This is a genomic window from Frigoribacterium sp. PvP032, from assembly GCF_017833035.1.
Classification (GTDB): domain Bacteria; phylum Actinomycetota; class Actinomycetes; order Actinomycetales; family Microbacteriaceae; genus Frigoribacterium.
In genome coordinates this window covers 3,266,590-3,287,106 of the sequence record NZ_JAFIBM010000001.1, presented here as the reverse complement: position 1 = coordinate 3,287,106, position 20,517 = coordinate 3,266,590, and the positions used below count along the sequence as shown (strand labels likewise).

Below are 20,517 nucleotides of genomic sequence, written 5' to 3'. Positions count from 1 at the left end.
GAGGAGGCGCGGGCCGAGAGTGCCCGTCGTGACGCTCCTCGAGACCCTGCCCCCCGGCACGCCCGCACCGGCCACGGCCGTCGCTGCGCCGCGCCCGCCGAGGCAGGTCGAGATCTACGACTTCCGTCGTCCGACGACGCTGCCCCGTGAGCACTCGCGGGCCCTCGAGCTCGCGTTCGAGACCTTCGCCCGCCAGTGGGGCACGCAGCTCACCGCCAAGGTGCGCGTGTTGTCGCAGGTGACCTGCGAGCAGCTGCAGGTGCTCACCTACGACGAGTTCGCCGCCTCGCTGCCGGCGACGACCGCGATGGTGCTGTGCGGCATCGAGGGCACGACGCCCAAGGCCGTCATCCAGTTCCCGACCTCCGCGGCGCTCAGCTGGGTCAGCCACATGCTCGGCGGCACCCGCCCGGCGACCGTGCGGGAGCGCACCTTCACCCCGATCGAGCAGGCCCTCGTGCGGCGTCTCATGGAGGACGCCCTCGACGACCTCCGCTACTCGTTCGGCAACCTGCTCGTCGCCCAGATCGTCGTCGGCGGCTTCCAGTACAACTCGCAGTTCGCCCAGGCCGCGCAGAAGTCCGACCTCATGATCGTCGCCTCGTTCGACATCCGGGTCGGCGAGCGCAGCGCCGCCGGCACCGTCGCGATCCCCGCCGAGGTGCTGCTGCCCCAGCTCGGCGAGTCCGAGTCCGCGGTCGACCCGGCGGAGGTGCGTCGCCTGCTGGGCGGCCAGCTCGCGTCGGTTCCCGTGGACGTCGCGCTCCGCCTCGCCCCCGCCGCGGTGCTGCCGAGCATCGTGCTCGACCTCGCCGTCGGCGACGTGCTGCCCCTGCCGCACCCGCAGTCGCGCCCGCTGGCGATCACGGTCGACGGCCAGGTCGTCGGCCGCGCCGCCGTCGGCTCCGCCGGGTCGCGCCTCGCGGGCATCGTCGTCTCCACCTCCCTCACGGGCGCCGAAGAAGGAACCTCATGACCGGCACGACCATCACCCTGCACACCGCCGCGGCGGAGGCGCTCGTCGCGCAGCTGCCGACGCCCGTGCCGCTGCGGGCCGTGCCCGTCGACGCCGCGACCGCCCAGGCTCGCCGCAGCACCGCCTCCTCGGCAGTCGTCACCTCGTTCGTCGGCTCGCTCTCGGCCGACACCGCGCTGCTGCTCGCCGACATGGACCAGGTCGCCGCCGCCGCGGGCACCGACTCGCCCCTCGTCTCGGTCGTCGACGTGCTGCGCCCGGCCCTCGAGGCCGCGACCTCGGTGCTCGGCGCAGGAGTGCTCGGCGACAGCCGGCTCGAGTCGGCCGACGCGCTGTTCGCCGACCACTCCACCGTCGTGTTCGACCTCACCGCCGCGGGCGAGACGGTCGGCTGGTTCGCCGTGCGCCTCCGTGAGGACGGCACCGTCGGCCTCGTCTCGTCGAGCTCGTCCGCCTCCTCCGCCCCTGCCTCCGCCGCGCCGCTCGGCGCCGGCAACCTCGGACGCATCAACAACGTCGAGATGGCCCTCACCGTCGAGATCGGCCGCACCCGCATGTCGGTCCGCGACGTGCTCGGCCTCGAGCCCGGCGCCGTCGTCGAGCTCGACCGCTCGGCCGGCGCCCCTGCCGACGTGCTGCTCAACGGCCGCCTGATCGCGCACGGCGAGGTCGTCGTCGTCGACCAGGACTACGCGATCCGCATCACCCGCATCCTCGACGTCGCCGACGGCGTCGCCTGATCGTGGACACGCTCTTCGTCGCGCTGCGCGTCGCCCTCTCGCTGGGCGTCGTGCTGGCCCTGCTGTGGGTGCTGCAGAAGCGCCTCGCGAAGGGCGGTCTCCGTGGCGGCCGCGCCTCGGCCCCCGTCACGATCGTCGCCCGTCAGGGCATCGGCGCCAAGGCCAGCGTCGTCGTGGTCGACGTCGAGGGCGAGCGCCTCGTGCTCGGCGTGACCGAGGCGAGCATCACCGTGCTCGCCGCGGCCGACGCGCCCGCCGCCCAGCCCGCCGTCGTCGCGCTCGAGCCCGTCGGTGCCGCCCCCGCACTGCAGTCTCCCGTCGTCGCGCGCGAGCCGGCCCCGCAGGAGGCGCGGGTCACCCCGATCGTCCCCCTCGCGTCGGTCGCCCCCGCGCCGGCCCCCTCCGCGACCCCGAGCTTCGACGCGGTCCTCGCCGCCGACTCCTCCCTCGCCGCCGGACGAGTTGCCCCGATCGGTCGCCTCGACGCGGCCGAGGCAGCGTTCTCGGGCAACTCGATCGCTGCTCCGCTGCTGCGGCCGCGCGGGGCGGAGCGTCGCGCGGCGACGCGCGGCGGCGCCGGCAGCGGCGGCGCGCGCGACCCGCGCGAGCGCGCCCGCGGCCGCTCGGCCGAGGCGCTCGAGGGGTCGATCCTCGCGCCCGCGACGTGGCGGCAGGCGGCCGCCGCCGTCCGCGCCGGTCGAGCCGGATGAGCGGGACCGCCGCGCACCGCGCGACCGTCACCGCCGCGCACCGCGCGACCCGCACCTCCTTCGCCCCGGTCTTCGTCGCCGCCCTGCGGCAGCGCGTCCGCCCGACGCTGCGCGACGGTCTCCGCGGCGCCCCGCTGCGGCACGCCCGCCTCGGCGCCCCCGCCGTCGGCGCCGCACCCGTCCGCTTCGCCGACACCCGTCTCGCCCGCGCGGTCGTCGTCGCCCTGCTCGCGATGGTCGTCGCGTCCGGGCTCGTCATGCTGATCGGCCAGCAGGCCTCCGCCGCGCCCGTCGCCCCCACGTCCCCGACCGCCCCCGCGCAGCCCGGCACCGGCACCGGCAGCACCGGCACCACCGACGGCTCGACCGGCAGCACCGGCGCCACCACCGGCGAGACCCCCGACTTCACGCAGTCCGACCAGACCGTCACCGACGGCACGGGCACCGGCGGCCTGAACATCGACATCAACGGCCCCGACGGAGCTCCCAGCCAGGCGATCGTCACCCTGCTCGGCATCACGCTGCTCAGCGTCGCGCCGGCCCTGCTGCTGATGATGACGTCGTTCACGAAGATCTTCGTCGTGCTCGCGATGACGCGGAACGCGCTCGCGCTGCCGTCGATCCCGCCGAACCAGGTGCTCGCGGGCCTCGCCCTGTTCCTGAGCCTGTTCATCATGGCGCCGATCCTGGGGCACATCAACGACGACGCCGTGCAGCCCTACCTGAACGGGCAGCTCGACTTCCAGGGCGCGATCGACGCCGGGGCCGCGCCGCTCCGCGAGTTCATGCTGGCGCACACCCGCGAGGAGGACCTCGCGCTGATGACCCGCTCCGCCGACCAGCCGAACCCCGCCAGCCAGGCCGACGTGCCGATGCTGACGCTGATCCCGTCGTTCATGATCAGCGAGCTCCGCGCCGCGTTCATCATCGGGTTCGTCATCTTCATCCCGTTCCTCGTCATCGACCTCGTCGTCAGCGCCGCGCTGATGTCGATGGGCATGATGATGCTGCCGCCGGTGATGATCTCGCTGCCGTTCAAGATCCTGCTGTTCGTGCTCGTCGACGGCTGGGGGCTCATCATCACGAGCCTCATCGAGAGCTACCAGGTGAGTGCCTGATGGACTCCAACGCCGTCCTCGACCTGTCGATGCAGGCCCTGCTCATCACGGGCAAGCTCGCCGCGCCCGTGCTGATCACCTCGCTCGTCGTCGGCTTCGCGATCTCGCTGCTGCAGTCGATCACGCAGATCCAGGAGGTGACCCTCGCGTTCGTGCCCAAGGCCGTCGCGGTCGGGATCGCCCTGATCGTCTGCGGCCACTGGATGATCAGCGAGATGGTCTCGTTCACGACCATGGTCTTCGACCGCATCCCCCAGCTCCTGAGCGGGGGCTAGGCCGCCGTGTCGATCGACCTCAGCTGGCTGGAGGCGACCATGCTCGCCGCCGTGCGCATGACCGCCTTCATCGTCATCGCGCCTCCTTTCTCGTACCGGGCGTTCCCCGGCCGCGTGAAGGCGATGCTCGGCGTCGGCCTCGCGCTCGCCGTGGCGCCGCGCGTCGCGCCCGGCTACGAGTCGCTCGACACCGGCGGCTTCGTGCTGGCGCTCGTGCTCGAGCTGGTCGTCGGCGCGGTGCTGGGGTTCCTCGTCTTCCTCGTGTTCGCGGCGATCCAGTCGGCGGGCAGCCTGATCGACCTGTTCGGCGGCTTCACGCTGGCGCAGGCCTTCGACCCGCAGTCGATGATCAACGGCGCGCAGTTCACGCGGCTGTTCCAGATGACGGCGCTCGCGCTGATGTTCGCGAGCGGCGGCTACCAGGTGCTGATCGGCGGGCTGACCCGTTCGTTCGACGCGTTCCCGCTCGGCCTCGGCATGGACCTCTCGCGTCCCGTCGAGCTGATGACGAACGGCGTCTCGCAGATGTTCCTCGCGACGTTGCAGATCGCCGGCCCGCTCTGCGTCGTGCTGTTCCTCGCCGACGTCGGGCTCGGCCTGCTCAGCCGCGTCGCGCCGGCCCTCAACGCCTACGCGATGGGCTTCCCGCTCAAGATCCTGATGACCGTGATGCTCGCCGGCGGCGTGTTCCTCGCCCTGCCCGGCGTCGTGCAGGGCCTCACCGGCGACGCGGCCGACATGGTCCTGGGGGTGAGGTAGCGATGGCGGACGACGCCGGCGAGCGCACCGAGGCAGCCACTGACAAGCGGATGAAGGAGGTCCGCTCGAAGGGCCAGCTCTCGCGCTCACAAGACCTCAGCGCGTGGGTCGGCGTCGGCGCGGCCGCCGTGATGATCCCCAGCACCATCCAGCGCGGTGCCGAGGCCGGCACCGACCAGCTCTTCTCGATCGGCCAGGTGATCCGTCACCCCGACGACACCACCGTGCTGCAGCTGCTCGGCGGCGGCGTGGGCTCGATGGCCGGCACGATCGGCCCGATGCTCGCGGTCGTCGGCGTGGCCGTGCTCGCCACCGCCGTCGTGCAGGGCGGCGTGCACGTCAAGCGGATGACCGGCAACTACGAGCAGTTCAACCTGCTCAACGGCCTCAAGACCACCTTCGGCACCCAAGCCCTCTGGAACGGCGCGAAGGCCCTGATCAAGACCGCCGTCGTCGGCCTCGTCCTGTGGATGGCCGTTCAGGGGCTCCTGCCCGTCCTGATGAGCGGCGGCGGCCTCAGCGTCTCGGCGATCATCGAGGAGGCGGCGGCAGGCACCACGGTGCTGCTGCAGGCCGCCATCGTGGCCGGCCTCCTCCTGGCGGCGGCCGACGTGTTCGTCGTCATGCGCCGCAACCGCAAGAAGACGCGCATGACCAAGAAGGAGGTGCGCGACGAGCACAAGAGCAGCGACGGCGACCCGCTGGTCAAGTCGCAGCGCCGCTCGCGCCAGCTCGCGATGAGCCGCAACCGCATGATGGGCGCCATCGTCGACGCCGACGTGGTGATGGTCAACCCGACCGACTACGCCGTCGCCCTCAAGTACGAGCCCGGCAAGGCCGCCCCCCGCGTCGTCGCGAAGGGCGCCGGCGCCGTCGCCGCGAAGATCCGCGAGCAGGCCGAGGCCGACGGCGTGCCGATGGTCGCCGATGTGCCCCTGACCCGTGCGCTGCACGCCTCGTGCGGCCTCGGCGAGGAGATCCCCGTCGACCTCTACACGCCGGTCGCCCGCGTCCTCACCTTCGTGATGGCCCTGAAGGCGCGCGGCGCGACAGCCGCCGTCGGACGTGCCCACGCGAACCCCCGGCCCACCACGGCCGACGAGGTGTCGAGCGTGCTCGCCCCCGAGTCGCTGGCCCCCGACGCGGTGCCGCGCGCGATCCGCGCCGCCCGCACCGCGCCTCCCCCGCCTGGCCCCGCCCCGGCCCCCGCCGCCGCCTCGCCGGCACCCCTGCTCTCCCGTCCCGCCGCCACCGGAGGAACCGCCTGATGAAGAAGACACTCCCCAAGCTCGCCGTGCCGGTCGGCGTCGTCGCGATCGTGCTGCTGCTCGTCGTGCCCGTGCCGGCGCCGCTGCTCGACGTGCTGATCATCCTCAACATCCTGCTGGCGCTGGTGATCCTGCTCACGACGTTGTTCGTGAAGAAGCCGCTCGACTTCTCGGTGTTCCCGTCGCTGCTGCTCGTCGCGACGCTGTTCCGCCTCGGCCTCAACGTCGCGTCGACGCGCCTCGTGCTCGGCGAGGGCTACGCGGGCGACGTGATCGCCGCGTTCGGGCACGTCGCGGTCAGCGGCTCGATCATCATCGGCGCCGTCATCTTCTGCATCCTCGTGATCATCCAGTTCGTGGTCGTCACGAAGGGCGCCGAGCGCGTGGCCGAGGTCGGCGCCCGCTTCACCCTCGACGCCATGCCCGGCAAGCAGATGGCGATCGACGCCGACCTGAACGCGGGCCTGATCACCGACGAGGTCGCCAAGGAGCGCCGCGCCGCCGTCAGCGCCGAGGCCGACTTCTACGGCTCGATGGACGGCGCCTCGAAGTTCGTCAAGGGCGACGCGATCGCGGGCATCCTGATCATCGTCATCAACCTGGTCGGCGGCGTCGCGATCGGCGCGATCCAGAACGGGATGGCGATCGGCGAGGCGCTGAACCACTACGGCCTGCTCACCATCGGCGACGGCCTCGTCACGCAGATCCCGGCGCTGCTGATGGCGGTCAGCACCGGCATGATCGTGACGCGCTCCGGCGCCGACAGCGACATGGGGTCGCAGGCGGCCACGCAGCTCTCGCAGTCGCGCATCGCGATCATGATCGCCGGCGTCGCCGCGATCGGCATGGGGTTCATCCCCGGCATGCCGATCGTCCCCTTCCTCGTGATCGGCACCGGGCTGCTGGTCATCTCGCAGCGCCTGGCGGCCAAGGCGAAGGCAGAGGAGGCGCAGGCGGCCCTCGAGGCCCTCGCCGCGCCTCCTGCCCCCACCGACACGACCGAGGACCTGCTCGAGCAGATGCGCGTGCACGCGCTCGAGATCCTGCTGGCGCCCGACCTCGTCGACATGGTCAGCGGGTCGTCGGACGACCTGCTCGGCCGCGTCAAGGCGCTGCGCCGCAAGATCGCCGTCGACATGGGGATCGTCGTGCCCCCGGTGCGCACCCGCGACAGCGTCGACCTGCCGCCCTCCACCTACTCGATCCGCATCGCGGGCGTCGAGGCCGGCCGCGGGGTCGCCCCGGCCCGCTCGGTGCTCGCCCTCGGCGACCAGCTCGACGGCCTGCCCGGCACGGCCACGGTCGAGCCCGTCTTCGGCCTCGCCGGCAAGTGGGTGCCCGCCGAGATGCGGCACAGCGCCGAGATGACCGGCGCGACCGTGATCGACCGGGTCTCGGTGCTCGTCACCCACCTGTCGTCGATCATCGCCGACAACGCCGCCCGGCTGCTCAGCCGCGAGGACGTCCGGGTGCTCACCGAGGGCCTCAAGCAGGTCAACGCCTCGGCGATCGACGACCTCGTGCCCGGCATGCTCTCGCTCGCCGAGCTGCAGCGCGTGCTGCAGGGCCTGCTCGCCGAGCGCGTCCCGATCAACGACCTCGGCCGCATCTGCGAGGGCCTGACCCTCCGTGCCAAGGTCTCGACCGACCCCGAGGGCCTGGTGGAGGCGGCCCGCGCCTCCCTGGGGCCGGCCCTGACCGCGCGCCACCTGGACCAGGGCGTGCTCCGCGTCATCATGATCGACCCCGGCCTCGAGCAGTCGATGCTCGAGGGGCTGCGGCCGTCCGACCAGGGCACCCAGATCCTGCTCGACGGCCACCGCGTCGAGCAGGTGCTCGGCTCGCTGCGCGAGTCGGTCGCATCCGTCGAGGCCCAGGGCCTCAGCGCCGTGCTCGTCTGCGCCCCTGCGCTCCGCCCGGCCATCCACCGCCTCGTCTCCGCTCAGCAGGGCGGGCTGCCGGTGCTGTCGTACCAGGAGGCCACCGCCGCCGGCTCGACCATCGAGACCGTGGGCGTCGTGCGCGCCGCCGACCCGATCACGGCGATCTGACGTGCCCACGCGGACGATGATGAGCGGCGAGTCGCTCGAGGCGCTGCGGGCAGAGGTCCGCGCCGTGCACGGCCCCGGGGCGCGCATCGTCGCGGCCCAGAAGGTGACCGTCGGGGGAGTCGCGGGCGTCTTCGCCCGCAAGCACTACGAGGTCACCGTCGAGGTGCCAGACCCGCGCACTGACGTGCCGACGGCCCGCATCACGATCACGCCGCCGGCCTCGCGGGCCGGGATCGCGGCGCTGCTCGCCGACGCGGACGCCGCCGACGGGTTCGAGCAGGGCGGCGGTGCCGCGCAGGGCGGCGGCGGCGGCGTGCAGGGCGGCGGGGTCGCGCAGCGCGACCCGTTCGACGACGTGCTGGCCGGGCGCGACGCTGCCGCCCCGCGGGTCGTGCGGGCCGTGCCCGCGTCCGCTGCTGCCGCCGCTGCCGCGGCTACCTCGGCCGCTGCTGCGGCCTCGACCGGGCAGCCGCTCCCGGTCGCGAGCCCCCGCCGTGCCGCGCGTGCGGCGGCTGCCGCGTCCTCGGCCGCGGGTGCGGCGTCGTCCGCGGCCGTCCCCTCGCCCGCGGTCGCCGCGGCAGCCGCCGACCTCTCGACCCGCACCGACGCGTTCGCCGAGATCATGGACGACTTCACCTTCAACGGCATCGCCGCCCCCGAGGCCCCTGCCGTCGAGGTGCCCCACGCCGAGGAGGCGCCCGCCGGCCCCCTGACGACCGCCGCCGCGTTCCTCGCCGCGGCTGCCGCCTCCTCGGCTGCCCCCTCGGCGCTCGCCCCCGGCGACGCGGGCGACCGCCCCGCCCCTGCCGTGCTGCGCGGGGCAGGCGACCTCGTGGTCGTCGTCGGGCGTCCGGGCGACGCGTTCCGCGTGGCCGCCCAGATGGCGACGTCGTTCGGGCTGCGCTCGGTCGACGCCGCCGATCGTCGCGGGGCGATCCTCGCCAGGGCGACCGGCGTGCACGAGGACTCGGCCGTCGTCACCGCCCTCGCGTGGGACGCCGCCGCGCCCGCCGCCCTCGAGGCCATCGCGGCCGACCAGATCTGGGTCGCCGTCGACGTCGGGCGCAAGCACGACGACACCGCCCGCTGGGTCGAGGCCGTCCGTGCCGTGCAGCCGGTGGCGGCCGTCGCCGTCGTCGGCGAGGACGACACCTCCACGCCCGGCACCGTGCACCTGCTCGGCGTCCCCGTCGGCTGGCGCGCCTAGCCCGCCCGCCCGCCCGCCCCGGGAAGCGGACGAGTCGCCCCGATCTGCTGCTCCGAGCCCTCCCGACCAGCGTTCCGGGGCAACTAGGTGTCCGCGTCGTGGTGCTCCACCCTTAAGGTGGGGGGATGCTGGTGTTGACGCGCAAGGTCGGGGAGCGGATCCTCATCGGTGACGACATCGTCATCACCGTGCTCGACTCCCGTGGCGACGGCGTGCGCATCGGCATCGACGCCCCGCGCGGGGTCAAGATCCAGCGCGAAGAGGTCGTGAAGGCCGTGACCGAGGCCAACGTCGAGGCCGCCGGGGCCACCTCCGCCGCCGACGCCGAGGCCCGCCTCCGTGCCGCCCTCGGCGCCCCAGCGCCAGCCCCAGCCCCAGCCCCAGCCCCGGCGCCCGCTTCCCGCGCCGACCAGTAGCCTCCGCTGTCCGGTCGCCCGCCGGGACACTGCACCACATCTCGTGCACTGCACCGCGTCTAGAACCGGTGCGTTGCACGGGACCCGGTGCGATGGCGAGCAGCGAGCAGCGACTCAGCGGCTCCCGAACACGCTCCGCGACGGCTCCGGCGACGGCACGGCGGTCGCGTCCGTGACGACCGGAGCCCCGGCGACGAAGTCGCGCAGCTCGCGCCCGTGCACGACCTTGGCCGGCAGCGGGTCCGACGAGTAGAGCCGCGGCATGCGGTCGGTGGGCAACGGCGAGGGCGAGCCGATCAGCACGACGTTGCCGAACCTCCTGCCCTTCAGGGTCGCGGGGTCGGCGACGGCGGCGACGTGCTCGAAGACGGTCGACAAGGTCGACGCCTGCCCGCGGGCGAAGGCGAGACCCGCCCCGTCTGCCGAGTTCACGATCAGCATGCCGGTGGGCGACAGGAACGAGGAGGCGGCCGTGTAGAACTCGAGGCTCGTCACGTGGGCGGGGATCCGCGACCCGCCGAAGACGTCGACGACGAGCAGGTCGACCGAGCCGCGCAGCCCGGCCGGCAGCTTCTCCATCACCTCTCGGGCGTCGCCGTAGCGGAGCCTGATGGAGGCGCCCCTCGGGAACGGCAGCCGCTCGCGCACCAGCGCGATCAGGTCGGCCTCGAGCTCGATCACCTGCTGGCGCGAGCCGGGCCGCGTCGCCTCGACGTAGCGGGGCAGCGTGAGGGCGCCGCCGCCGAGGTGCAGCGCCGTGAGGGGCCCCTCCGGCAGCAGGTCGATCGCGTGGCCGATGCGGCGGACGTACTCGAAGGCGAGGTGCGTCGGGTCGTCGAGGTCGACGTGCGACTGGGGGGTGCCGTCGACGACGAGGGTGAACGAGCCGGGCCGGTGCCTGTCCTCGTCGACGCGGGCGAGGCCCGCTCCGATCGAGACCTCGGCGGGCGGGTCGTCGTGGGGTGCGGCCATGCGTTGATCCTCCCACCCCTCCCGACGACGAGGCGCGGCCGGAATTCCGCGGCACCGCCTGCGTTATACCGGAGGTCAGCCCCGAGGTCAACGACAGGGCTTGCCAGGCGTGTCCCGGCTGCATAGTATTGACCTTTGCGCTCCCTCGTGCGTCCCGTCGTCATATCTCGGTCGACGACGCACATCCGAGACAGTCCCCCGAATATCGCGGCGGGGGCGTCCTCGGTCTCGGCCTCCGGCACGGTCCAGTGACCCTGCCGCGCGGCCGACGGTTCCCGGGAGGGCCGTTCACCACCCACTCATACTGTCCGACAGTGATGACCCGACGGGGTCCACGGAGGTAACTTCCTTGGCTGCTGCGAACACCGCATCCACCAACTCGCCCAAGAACGGCCGTGGCGCATCGCGCCTCTCGTTCGCCAAGATCACCGACACGCTGACGGTCCCCGACCTCCTGGCGCTGCAGACCGAGAGCTTCGACTGGCTCGTCGGCAACGACATCTGGAAGACCCGCCTCGCCGAGGCGACCGAGCAGGGTCGCACCGACCTCGCGCTGCACTCCGGCCTGGAGGAGATCTTCGAGGAGATCTCGCCGATCGAGGACCTCGGCGAGACCATGCAGCTCAGCTTCACGGCTCCCGAGCTCGAAGACCCCAAGTACTCCATCGACGAGTGCAAGGAGCGCGGCAAGACCTACGCCGCCCCTCTGTACGTCAACGCCGAGTTCATGAACCACCTCACCGGTGAGATCAAGACCCAGACGGTCTTCATGGGCGACTTCCCCCTCATGACCGAGCGCGGCACGTTCATCATCAACGGCACCGAGCGCGTCGTCGTGTCGCAGCTGGTCCGCAGCCCCGGCGTCTACTTCGAGCGCGCCTCGGACAAGACCTCCGACAAGGACATCTACTCGGCTCGCGTCATCCCCAGCCGCGGTGCCTGGCTCGAGTTCGAGATCGACAAGCGCGACCAGGTCGGCGTCCGCATCGACCGCAAGCGCAAGCAGAGCGTCACCGTCTTCCTCAAGGCCCTCGGCCTCACGAGCGAAGAGATCACGGAGAAGTTCCAGGGCTTCGCGTCCATCGAGGCCACCCTCGAGAAGGACGCCATCCTCACGAAGGAAGAAGCCCTCAAGGACATCTACCGCAAGCTCCGTCCCGGCGAGCAGGTCGCCGCCGAGGCCGCGCGTGCGCTCCTCGACAACTTCTACTTCAACCCGAAGCGCTACGACCTGGCCAAGGTGGGTCGCTACAAGATCAACCGCAAGCTCGGCATCGACGCGCCCCTCGGCGACTCGGTCCTGACCGTCGACGACATCGTCGCGACGATCAAGTACCTGGTCTCGCTGCACGCCGAGCAGAAGACGATCGACGGCACCCGCGACGGCGAGGCCGTCGAGCTGCGCCTCGACGTCGACGACATCGACCACTTCGGCAACCGTCGCATCCGCGCGGTCGGCGAGCTGATCCAGAACCAGGTCCGCACCGGCCTGTCCCGCATGGAGCGCGTCGTCCGCGAGCGCATGACCACGCAGGACATCGAGGCGATCACCCCGCAGACCCTGATCAACGTGCGCCCCGTCGTCGCCGCGATCAAGGAGTTCTTCGGCACCTCGCAGCTGTCGCAGTTCATGGACCAGAACAACCCGCTGTCGGGCCTGACGCACAAGCGCCGCCTCAGCGCGCTCGGCCCCGGTGGCCTGAGCCGCGAGCGCGCCGGCGTCGAGGTCCGCGACGTCCACCCGTCGCACTACGGCCGCATGTGCCCGATCGAGACCCCGGAAGGCCCGAACATCGGCCTGATCGGCTCGCTCGCGTCGTTCGCCCGCATCAACTCGTTCGGCTTCATCGAGACGCCCTACCGTCGTGTCAACGGCGGAAACGTCAGCACCACGATCGACTACCTCACCGCCTCGGAAGAGGACGAGTTCGTCGTCGCCCAGGCCAACGCCCCGCTCGACGACGACTTCAACTTCGTCGACGACAAGGTGCTGGTCCGCAAGAAGGGCGGCGAGGTGGAGCTCGTCGCCAAGGACGAGGTCGACTACATGGACGTCTCGCCGCGCCAGATGGTGTCGGTCGCGACCTCGCTCATCCCGTTCCTCGAGCACGACGACGCGAACCGTGCCCTCATGGGCGCCAACATGCAGCGTCAGGCCGTCCCGCTGGTCCGCAGCGAGAGCCCCCTGGTCGGCACCGGCATGGAGGGCTACACGGCCATCGACGCCGGCGACGTCGTCACCGCCGACGCTGCGGGTGTCGTCACCGAGGTCTCGGCCGACGTCGTCACGGTCCAGCTCGACGAGGGCGGCACGCAGGACTACTACCTGCGCAAGTTCGACCGCTCGAACCAGGGCGCCAGCTACAACCACCGCGTGATCGTCGACGCCGGTCAGCGCGTCGAGGTCGGCGAGGTCATCGCCGACGGTCCCGCGACCGAGAACGGCGAGCTCGCGCTCGGCAAGAACCTGCTCGTCGCGTTCATGCCGTGGGAGGGCTACAACTACGAGGACGCGATGATCCTGTCGCAGAACCTCGTGAAGGACGACACCCTCTCCTCGATCCACATCGAGGAGTACGAGGTCGACGCCCGTGACACGAAGCTCGGCAAGGAGGAGATCACCCGTGACCTCCCCAACGTCAGCCCCGACCTGCTGGCTGACCTCGACGACCGCGGCATCATCCGCATCGGTGCCGAGGTCCGCCCCGGCGACATCCTCGTCGGCAAGGTCACGCCCAAGGGCGAGACCGAGCTGTCGGCCGAGGAGCGCCTCCTGCGCGCCATCTTCAACGAGAAGAGCCGCGAGGTCCGCGACACGTCCCTGAAGGTGCCTCACGGCGAGCAGGGAACCGTCATCGGCGTCAAGGTCTTCGACTCGCAGGACGGCGACGACGAGCTCGGCTCCGGCGTCAACCAGCGCGTCGTGGTGTTCATCGCGCAGCGACGCAAGATCACCGCGGGCGACAAGCTCGCCGGTCGTCACGGCAACAAGGGCGTCATCTCGACGATCCTGCCCGTCGAGGACATGCCGTTCCTCGCGGACGGCACGCCGGTCGACATCATCCTGAACCCGCTGGGCGTCCCCGGTCGAATGAACTTCGGCCAGGTGCTCGAGATCCACCTCGGGTGGATCGCGGCGCAGGGCTGGAACGTCGAGGGCATCCAGGAGTGGGCCAAGAACCTCCCGCCGGAGGCGCTCAGCGCGGCTCCCGGCACGAAGGTCGCCACCCCGGTGTTCGACGGCGCCGCCGAGCGCGAGATCGAGGGTCTCCTCGACTCGACGCTGCCCACGCGTGACGGCGACCGCCTGATCGGCTCGTCGGGCAAGACGATGCTGTTCGACGGTCGTTCGGGAGAGCCCTTCCCGAACCCGATCTCCGTCGGGTACATGTACATCCTGAAGCTGCACCACCTCGTCGACGACAAGATCCACGCTCGCTCGACGGGCCCCTACTCGATGATCACGCAGCAGCCCCTGGGCGGCAAGGCCCAGTTCGGCGGACAGCGCTTCGGCGAGATGGAGGTGTGGGCCCTCGAGGCCTACGGTGCTGCGTACGCGCTGCAGGAGCTCCTGACGATCAAGTCCGACGACATCCTCGGCCGCGTCAAGGTCTACGAGGCGATCGTCAAGGGCGAGAACATCCAGGAGCCCGGCATCCCCGAGAGCTTCAAGGTCCTCATCAAGGAGATGCAGTCGCTGTGCCTGAACGTCGAGGTCCTCTCGGCCGACGGCCAGACGGTCAGCCTGCGCGACACGGACGACGAGGTCTTCCGTGCCGCCGAAGAGCTGGGCATCAACATCTCCTCCCGCTTCGAGTCGTCGAACGTCGACGAGATCTAAGCCCCCTTCCCACAACGACACGTCGATACATCTGACAAGGGACTGAATTTTGATCGAAGCAACAACTTTCGATGAGCTGCGGATCGGCCTGGCCACGGCCGAGAACATCCGTGCCTGGTCGCACGGTGAGGTCAAGAAGCCGGAGACCATCAACTACCGCACGCTGAAGCCCGAGAAGGACGGCCTCTTCGGAGAGCAGATCTTCGGGCCGTCGCGTGACTGGGAGTGCGCGTGCGGCAAGTACAAGCGCGTCCGCTTCAAGGGCATCGTCTGCGAGCGCTGCGGCGTCGAGGTCACGAAGTCGTCGGTGCGCCGTGAGCGCATGGGCCACATCGAGCTCGCCGCCCCCGTCACGCACATCTGGTACTTCAAGGGCGTCCCGTCGCGTCTGGGCTACCTGCTCGACATGGCGCCGAAGGACCTCGAGAAGGTCATCTACTTCGCCGCCTACATGGTGATCTCGATCGACGACGAGGGCCGGCACGCCGACATGCCCGGTCTCGAGAACGAGCTCCGCCTCGAGATCAAGCAGCTCGAGACGCAGCGCGACACGCGCATCGCCGACCGCCTGCAGAAGCTCGAGGACGACCTCGCCGCCCTTGAAGAAGAAGGTGCGAAGAGCGACCAGAAGCGTCGCGCGAAGGACGTCGCCGAGAAGGAGATGGGCCAGACCCGCAAGGCCTTCGACGAGGACATCAACCGCCTCGAGCGCGTGTGGGAGGACTTCCGCACGCTGAAGGTCGGTGACCTCAAGCCCGAGGACGCCGTCTTCCACGAGCTCCAGGACCGCTTCGGCATGTACTTCGAGGCCCACATGGGCGCCGAGGCCATCAAGAAGCGCCTCGAGAGCTTCGACCTGACCACCGAGGCCGAGAACCTGCACCTGCAGATCTCGGAGGGCAAGGGCCAGAAGAAGATCCGCGCGATCAAGCGCCTGCGCGTCGTCAGCTCCTTCCTCGCCACGGGCAACTCGCCCGCAGCGATGGTGCTCGACGTCGTGCCGGTGATCCCGCCCGAGCTGCGCCCGATGGTGCAGCTCGACGGTGGCCGCTTCGCGACGTCCGACCTGAACGACCTCTACCGTCGCGTCATCAACCGCAACAACCGCCTCCGTCGACTGCTCGACCTCGGTGCCCCCGAGATCATCGTCAACAACGAGAAGCGGATGCTGCAGGAGGCGGTGGACGCGCTCTTCGACAACGGTCGCCGCGGCCGTCCCGTCACGGGCACCGGCAACCGCGCCCTGAAGTCCCTGAGCGACATGCTCAAGGGAAAGCAGGGTCGGTTCCGCCAGAACCTGCTCGGCAAGCGCGTGGACTACTCGGGTCGTTCGGTCATCATCGTCGGCCCGACGCTCAAGCTGCACCAGTGCGGTCTGCCCAAGCAGATGGCGCTCGAGCTGTTCAAGCCGTTCGTGATCAAGCGCCTGATCGACCTGTCGCACGCTCAGAACATCAAGAGCGCCAAGCGCATGGTCGAGCGTTCGCGCCCGCAGGTGTGGGACGTCCTCGAGGAGATCATCCGCGAGCGCCCCGTGCTGCTGAACCGCGCGCCCACGCTGCACCGTCTGGGCATCCAGGCGTTCGAGCCCCAGCTCGTCGAGGGCAAGGCCATCCAGCTGCACCCCCTCGTCTGTGCTGCGTTCAACGCCGACTTCGACGGTGACCAGATGGCCGTGCACCTGCCGCTGTCCGTCGAGGCCCAGGCCGAGGCGCGCATCCTGATGCTCGCGTCGAACAACATCCTGAAGCCGTCCGACGGCCGACCGGTGACCCTGCCCGCACAGGACATGATCATCGGCCTGCACTACCTGACGACGGTCACCGAGGGCGCTGTCGGCGAGGGCCGTGCCTTCTCCTCCGTGTCCGAGGCGATCCTCGCCAAGGACCAGGGCACGCTCGACCTGAACGCGATGGCCAAGATCCGCATGAACGGCGTGCACTTCGCCGAGGGCGAGGCTCCCGAGGGCTACGAGGTCGGACAGGACATCCTGCTCGACACGACCCTCGGTCGCGCGCTCTTCAACGAGAACCTGCCGGCGGACTACCCGTTCGTCCAGCAGGTGACCGACAAGGGCATGCTCTCGACGATCGTCAACGACCTCGCCGAGCGGTACCCCAAGGTCGCCGTCGCCGCTGCGCTCGACAACATCAAGGACGCGGGCTTCTACTGGGCCTCGCGCTCCGGTGTCACGGTCGCCCTCTCCGACGTCCTCACGCCTCCGCGCAAGCCGGAGATCGTGGCGGGCTACGAGAAGCAGGCCGCCGCGGTGCAGTCCGAGTTCGACAAGGGCCTCATCAGCGACGCCGAGCGTCGTGCGGACCTGATCAAGATCTGGACGGAGGCCACGAACGAGGTCGCCGCCGAGATGCGGGCGAACTTCCCGGTCGACAACACGATCAACCGCATGGTCACCTCGGGTGCTCGTGGCAACTGGCTGCAGGTGCGCAACATCGCCGGCATGCGAGGCCTCGTGAACAACCCGAAGGGCGACATCATCCCCCGCCCGATCATCTCGTCGTACCGCGAGGGCCTGTCGGTGGCCGAGTACTTCATCGCGACGCACGGTGCCCGCAAGGGACTGGCCGACACGGCCCTCCGTACGGCCGACTCGGGGTACCTGACCCGTCGACTCGTCGACGTGTCGCAGGACGTCATCATCCGTGAGGACGACTGCGGGACCTCGCGTGGTCTCGAGATGCCGATCGCCGCACCCGACGCCGACGGCGTCATGGTGCGCGACGCGACCGTCGAGAACACCGTGTTCGCCCGTTCGCTGGCGGCCGCGGCCGTCGACGCCGAGGGCACCGTGCTGGCCGAGGCCGGCGCTGATGTCGGAGACGTGCTGATCGACGAGCTCGTGGCGGCAGGGGTCGAGACCATCAAGGTCCGTTCCGTGCTCACCTGCGAGGCCGCGGTCGGCGTCTGCGCCCAGTGCTACGGCCGCTCGCTCGCGACCGGCAACCTGGTCGACATCGGCGAGGCCGTCGGCATCATCGCGGCCCAGTCGATCGGCGAGCCCGGCACGCAGCTGACGATGCGCACCTTCCACACCGGTGGCTCGGCTTCGGCCGACGACATCACGCAGGGTCTGCCCCGCGTGACGGAGCTGTTCGAGGCACGTACCCCCAAGGGTGCGTCCCCGATCGCCGACGGTGCCGGTCGCATCACGATCGAGGACACGGACAAGGCCCGACGGGTCATCCTGAACCTCGACAACGGCGACGAGCCGGTCATCTACCCCGTGCTCAAGCGCTCGACCCTCCTCGTCGAGGACGGTCAGCACGTCGAGCTCGGTGCGCAGATCATCGCCGGTGCGGTCGACCCGAAGGAGGTCCTGCGAGTCAAGGGCGTCCGTGCGGTGCAGCAGCACCTCGTCGGCGGCGTCCAGGACGTCTACCGTTCGCAGGGCGTGCCGATCCACGACAAGCACATCGAGGTCATCGTCCGTCAGATGCTCCGCAAGGTCACCGTCGTCGACCACGCCGACACCGACCTGCTCCCCGGTGAGCTCGTCGACCGGTCGAAGTACAACGAGATCAACCGTGCGGCGCTGACCGAGGGCAAGCGGACCGCGTCCGCCCGCCAGGAGGTCATGGGCATCACCAAGGCCTCGCTCGCGACCGAGTCGTGGCTGTCGGCCGCCTCCTTCCAGGAGACGACCCGCGTGCTCACGCAGGCTGCGATGGAGGGCAAGAGCGACCCCCTGGTCGGTCTGAAGGAGAACGTGATCATCGGGAAGCTGATCCCTGCCGGAACCGGACTGTCGCGTTACCGTGACGTCTCGGTCGAGGCGACGGAAGAGGCGAAGGCCGAGCGGTACCCCAACCGCGTGTTCACGGACGACGCGTCGTTCACCGAGGCTGACCTCAGCTTCGTGGACTTCGACTCGTTCTCGTCGGACGACTTCACCCCCGGCACCTACAACTGACGACGAGACCGGCCTGACGACCCCCGGGTCTGACGGTCGGCCGAGTCACCAGCACCACGACGGGCCCCGGCCCTCGCACCACGCGAGGGACGGGGCCCGTCGTCGTCGGTCAGGGCGCCGTCGGTCCGAGCACCCACGAGGAGGCGCGGGCCGGGCCGGTCGGCTCGCGGCCCGCCTCCGAGACCAGGCAGTATGGACCGATGAGCACCGAGCAGCACACGCAGTCGTCCGTGCCCGTCGAGCCCACCGTCGCGCGCGGCGAGGCCGCCGCAGGGGTCCGGCTCGACTCGGTCGCCGAGCCCGTCAGCGCCCGGGTCCCGAGGCCGGACGCGCCCCTCCCTCGTGACCGCGACGGGCTGAGCTGGCGCCCGGCGACCCTCGTCGACCTCGGTGCCCTGCACGCGCTCGACGGTCGCGTCGCGACGCGCGACCACCCGCTGCACGTGACCTCGCTGTCGTCGATGCGGCAGCTGCTCGAGATGCCGGGCATCGACCTCGAGCGCGACTCGGTCGTCGCCGAGGAGCCGGACGGGCAGCTGGTGGCCTGGGGCCTCAGCTTCCTCTGGCCGGTGCGGGAGTCGGTCGTGCGCGTGTCCGTCGACGGCGGCGTCGACCCGCGCAGGCGGGGTCTCGGTCTCGGACGCGACCTCGTCGAGTGGCAGCGGCTGCGCGGCGAGCAGCACCTGTCGGTCTCGGACGACGTCCTGCCGGCCGTCCTCGCGGCGGGCGTCGAGCAGGAGGCAGAGAGCCACGCGGCCCTGCTGCAGCGCCAGGGCTTCGGCCCGGCCCGGTGGTGGAGCACCTTGAGCCGCGACCTGACCCGTCCGGTCGAGCCTGTGCCCCTCGACCCCGCGGTGAGGCTCGAGGAGTACTCGGCGGACCGGGAGGAGGCGACGCGGCTGGCCCGCAACGAGGCGTTCGTCGACCACTGGGGCAGCCAGGCGAGCTCGCCCGAGGTGTGGCGGATGCTCGTCGGTGCGGCGACGTTCCGTCCCGACCTGTCGTTCGTGGCGGTCGCCGGGGGCGACGACGGCGAGGAGGAGGTGGTCGCCTTCGTGCTGACCACCGTCGAGCCCGAGCAGTGGCCGGCCCACGGCGGCCGCAGCGCCCACGTCGACTACGTCGGCGTCCGGCGGGCCTGGCGCGGCCGGCACCTCGCGCAGTCGTTGCTCGCGACGGCCCTCGCCCGCCAGGCCGACGAGGGCTTCGAGCTCTGCGTGCTCGACGTCGACTCGACGAGCCCGACGGGCGCTGTCGGCCTCTACGAGCATGCGGGCTTCACGGTCGCAGGCCGCCGTGCCGCCTACCTCCGCGAGTACTGACCTGCCCGCAGGCCGCCCGCCGGGTCAGCCGCGGACGGTCAGGATCTCCGCGCCGTCGTCGGTGATCGCGACGGTGTGCTCGCTGTGCGCCGTGAGGCAGCCGGTCGCGCTGCGGAGGGTCCAGCCGTCGTCGTCCGTGACGAGCTCGTCGGTGTCGGCCATCACCCAGGGCTCGAGGGCGAGCAGCAGGCCGGGGCGCAGCTTGTAGCCGCGTCCGGGGCGGCCTATGTTGGCGACGTGCGGGTCCTGGTGCATGGTCGAGCCGATGCCGTGGCCGCCGAACTGCACGTTCACGGGGTAGCCCGCCTCGGTCAGCACCGAGCCGATGGCGTACGAGACGTCGCCCATCTTCGTTCCGGGCACGGCCGCGGCGATCGCGGCGGCCAGGGCGCGTTCGGTCGTCTCGATCAGCTCGGTGCTGCCCGCAGGGCGCGAGGTGCCGACGACGAAGCTCAGGGCCGAGTCGGCGGCGATGCCGTTCAGCACGACGGCGAGGTCGAGGGTCAGCAGGTCGCCGTCGCGAAGGGCGTAGTCGTGCGGGAGGCCGTGCAGCACGGCGTCGTTGACGGCGGTGCAGATGTAGTGGCCGAAGGGTCCACGGCCGAACGACGGCGCGTAGTCGACGTAGCAGGACTCTGCGCCCGCCTCCACGATCATCTCGCGGGTCCACTCGTCGATCTCGAGCAGGTTCGTGCCGACCCCGACGCGCTGCGACACGGTGTGCAGGATGTGCCCGACCAGCGCTCCGGAGTCGCGGGCACGGCCCAGCTCTGCGGGGCTGAAGATCTCGATCACGGGGCGTCTCCTCGGGTCTGCCGGCGGGCGGCGGGACAACTGACCTGTCAATGCTACGGCGTAGGCGAGAAGGGACGCCGTGGGCGTGGGCCCTCGCCCACGACGTCCCACGACGCCTGCGGCACCGGCCGCGCGG

15 protein-coding genes are annotated in these 20,517 nt (G+C 71.1%); 13 read left to right on the top strand and 2 right to left on the bottom strand.

Annotated features, from left to right (window positions below; translation table 11 throughout):
- Positions 1–28 precede the first annotated feature (28 nt).
- The 10 genes from JOE35_RS15180 to csrA all read left to right on the top strand — a co-directional run bounded on the left by JOE35_RS15180 (position 29) and on the right by csrA (position 9,520).
- Complete coding sequence (locus tag JOE35_RS15180) at positions 29–976, top strand: flagellar motor switch protein FliM (protein ID WP_307803112.1); 948 nt, start codon at positions 29–31, stop codon at positions 974–976.
- A complete protein-coding gene (fliN, locus tag JOE35_RS15175; protein WP_209561735.1) occupies positions 973–1,716 on the top strand; it encodes a flagellar motor switch protein FliN in 744 nt (247 codons plus the stop codon). Before JOE35_RS15180 ends, fliN begins: the two co-directional genes overlap by 4 nt.
- Before the next feature lie 2 nt (positions 1,717–1,718).
- Complete coding sequence (locus tag JOE35_RS15745) at positions 1,719–2,426, top strand: flagellar biosynthetic protein FliO (RefSeq protein ID WP_307803111.1); 708 nt, start codon at positions 1,719–1,721, stop codon at positions 2,424–2,426.
- 233 nt (positions 2,427–2,659) lie between these two features.
- Complete coding sequence (fliP, locus tag JOE35_RS15165) at positions 2,660–3,544, top strand: flagellar type III secretion system pore protein FliP (RefSeq protein ID WP_245186773.1); 885 nt, start codon at positions 2,660–2,662, stop codon at positions 3,542–3,544.
- The gene (gene fliQ / locus JOE35_RS15160) at positions 3,544–3,819 is read left to right on the top strand and encodes a flagellar biosynthesis protein FliQ (RefSeq protein WP_209561734.1); all 276 of its coding nucleotides are present in this window, start codon (positions 3,544–3,546) and stop codon (positions 3,817–3,819) included. Before fliP ends, fliQ begins: the two co-directional genes overlap by 1 nt.
- Before the next feature lie 39 nt (positions 3,820–3,858).
- Positions 3,859–4,578, top strand: coding sequence for a flagellar biosynthetic protein FliR (locus JOE35_RS15155; RefSeq protein ID WP_209562114.1), 720 nt, complete (start codon positions 3,859–3,861; stop codon positions 4,576–4,578).
- A 2-nt stretch (positions 4,579–4,580) separates the two neighbouring features.
- On the top strand, positions 4,581–5,846 hold the full coding sequence (locus JOE35_RS15150; protein WP_209561733.1) for a flagellar biosynthesis protein FlhB: 1,266 nt from the start codon (positions 4,581–4,583) through the stop codon (positions 5,844–5,846).
- Positions 5,846–7,897 carry a flagellar biosynthesis protein FlhA gene (locus JOE35_RS15145; RefSeq protein WP_209561732.1) on the top strand — a complete coding sequence of 684 codons (2,052 nt, stop codon included), beginning with the start codon at positions 5,846–5,848 and terminating at the stop codon, positions 7,895–7,897. Before JOE35_RS15150 ends, JOE35_RS15145 begins: the two co-directional genes overlap by 1 nt.
- A 1-nt stretch (position 7,898) precedes the next feature.
- On the top strand, positions 7,899–9,104 hold the full coding sequence (locus JOE35_RS15140) for a hypothetical protein (RefSeq protein ID WP_209561731.1): 1,206 nt from the start codon (positions 7,899–7,901) through the stop codon (positions 9,102–9,104).
- A gap of 125 nt (positions 9,105–9,229) precedes the next feature.
- A complete protein-coding gene (csrA, locus tag JOE35_RS15135) occupies positions 9,230–9,520 on the top strand; it encodes a carbon storage regulator CsrA (protein WP_209561730.1) in 291 nt (96 codons plus the stop codon).
- 114 nt (positions 9,521–9,634) lie between these two features.
- On the opposite strand, the gene JOE35_RS15130 is transcribed toward csrA, so the two are convergent.
- Positions 9,635–10,492, bottom strand: coding sequence for a spermidine synthase (locus JOE35_RS15130; RefSeq protein ID WP_133738214.1), 858 nt, complete (start codon positions 10,490–10,492; stop codon positions 9,635–9,637).
- 349 nt (positions 10,493–10,841) lie between these two features.
- On the opposite strand from JOE35_RS15130, the gene rpoB reads away from it, so the two are divergent.
- The 3 genes from rpoB to JOE35_RS15115 all read left to right on the top strand — a co-directional run bounded on the left by rpoB (position 10,842) and on the right by JOE35_RS15115 (position 19,586).
- Positions 10,842–14,333: a DNA-directed RNA polymerase subunit beta gene (gene rpoB, locus JOE35_RS15125; protein ID WP_209561729.1), complete on the top strand. Its 3,492-nt coding sequence runs from the start codon at positions 10,842–10,844 to the stop codon at positions 14,331–14,333.
- A 49-nt stretch (positions 14,334–14,382) separates the two neighbouring features.
- On the top strand, positions 14,383–18,264 hold the full coding sequence (locus JOE35_RS15120; RefSeq protein WP_209561728.1) for a DNA-directed RNA polymerase subunit beta': 3,882 nt from the start codon (positions 14,383–14,385) through the stop codon (positions 18,262–18,264).
- 200 nt (positions 18,265–18,464) lie between these two features.
- Positions 18,465–19,586, top strand: coding sequence for an N-acetyltransferase (locus JOE35_RS15115; protein WP_209561727.1), 1,122 nt, complete (start codon positions 18,465–18,467; stop codon positions 19,584–19,586).
- 24 nt (positions 19,587–19,610) lie between these two features.
- On the opposite strand, the gene map is transcribed toward JOE35_RS15115, so the two are convergent.
- Positions 19,611–20,381 (bottom strand): type I methionyl aminopeptidase, encoded by a 771-nt coding sequence (gene map, locus JOE35_RS15110; RefSeq protein ID WP_209561726.1) that lies wholly within the window; start codon positions 20,379–20,381, stop codon positions 19,611–19,613.
- Between the last annotated feature and the right edge of the window lie 136 nt (positions 20,382–20,517).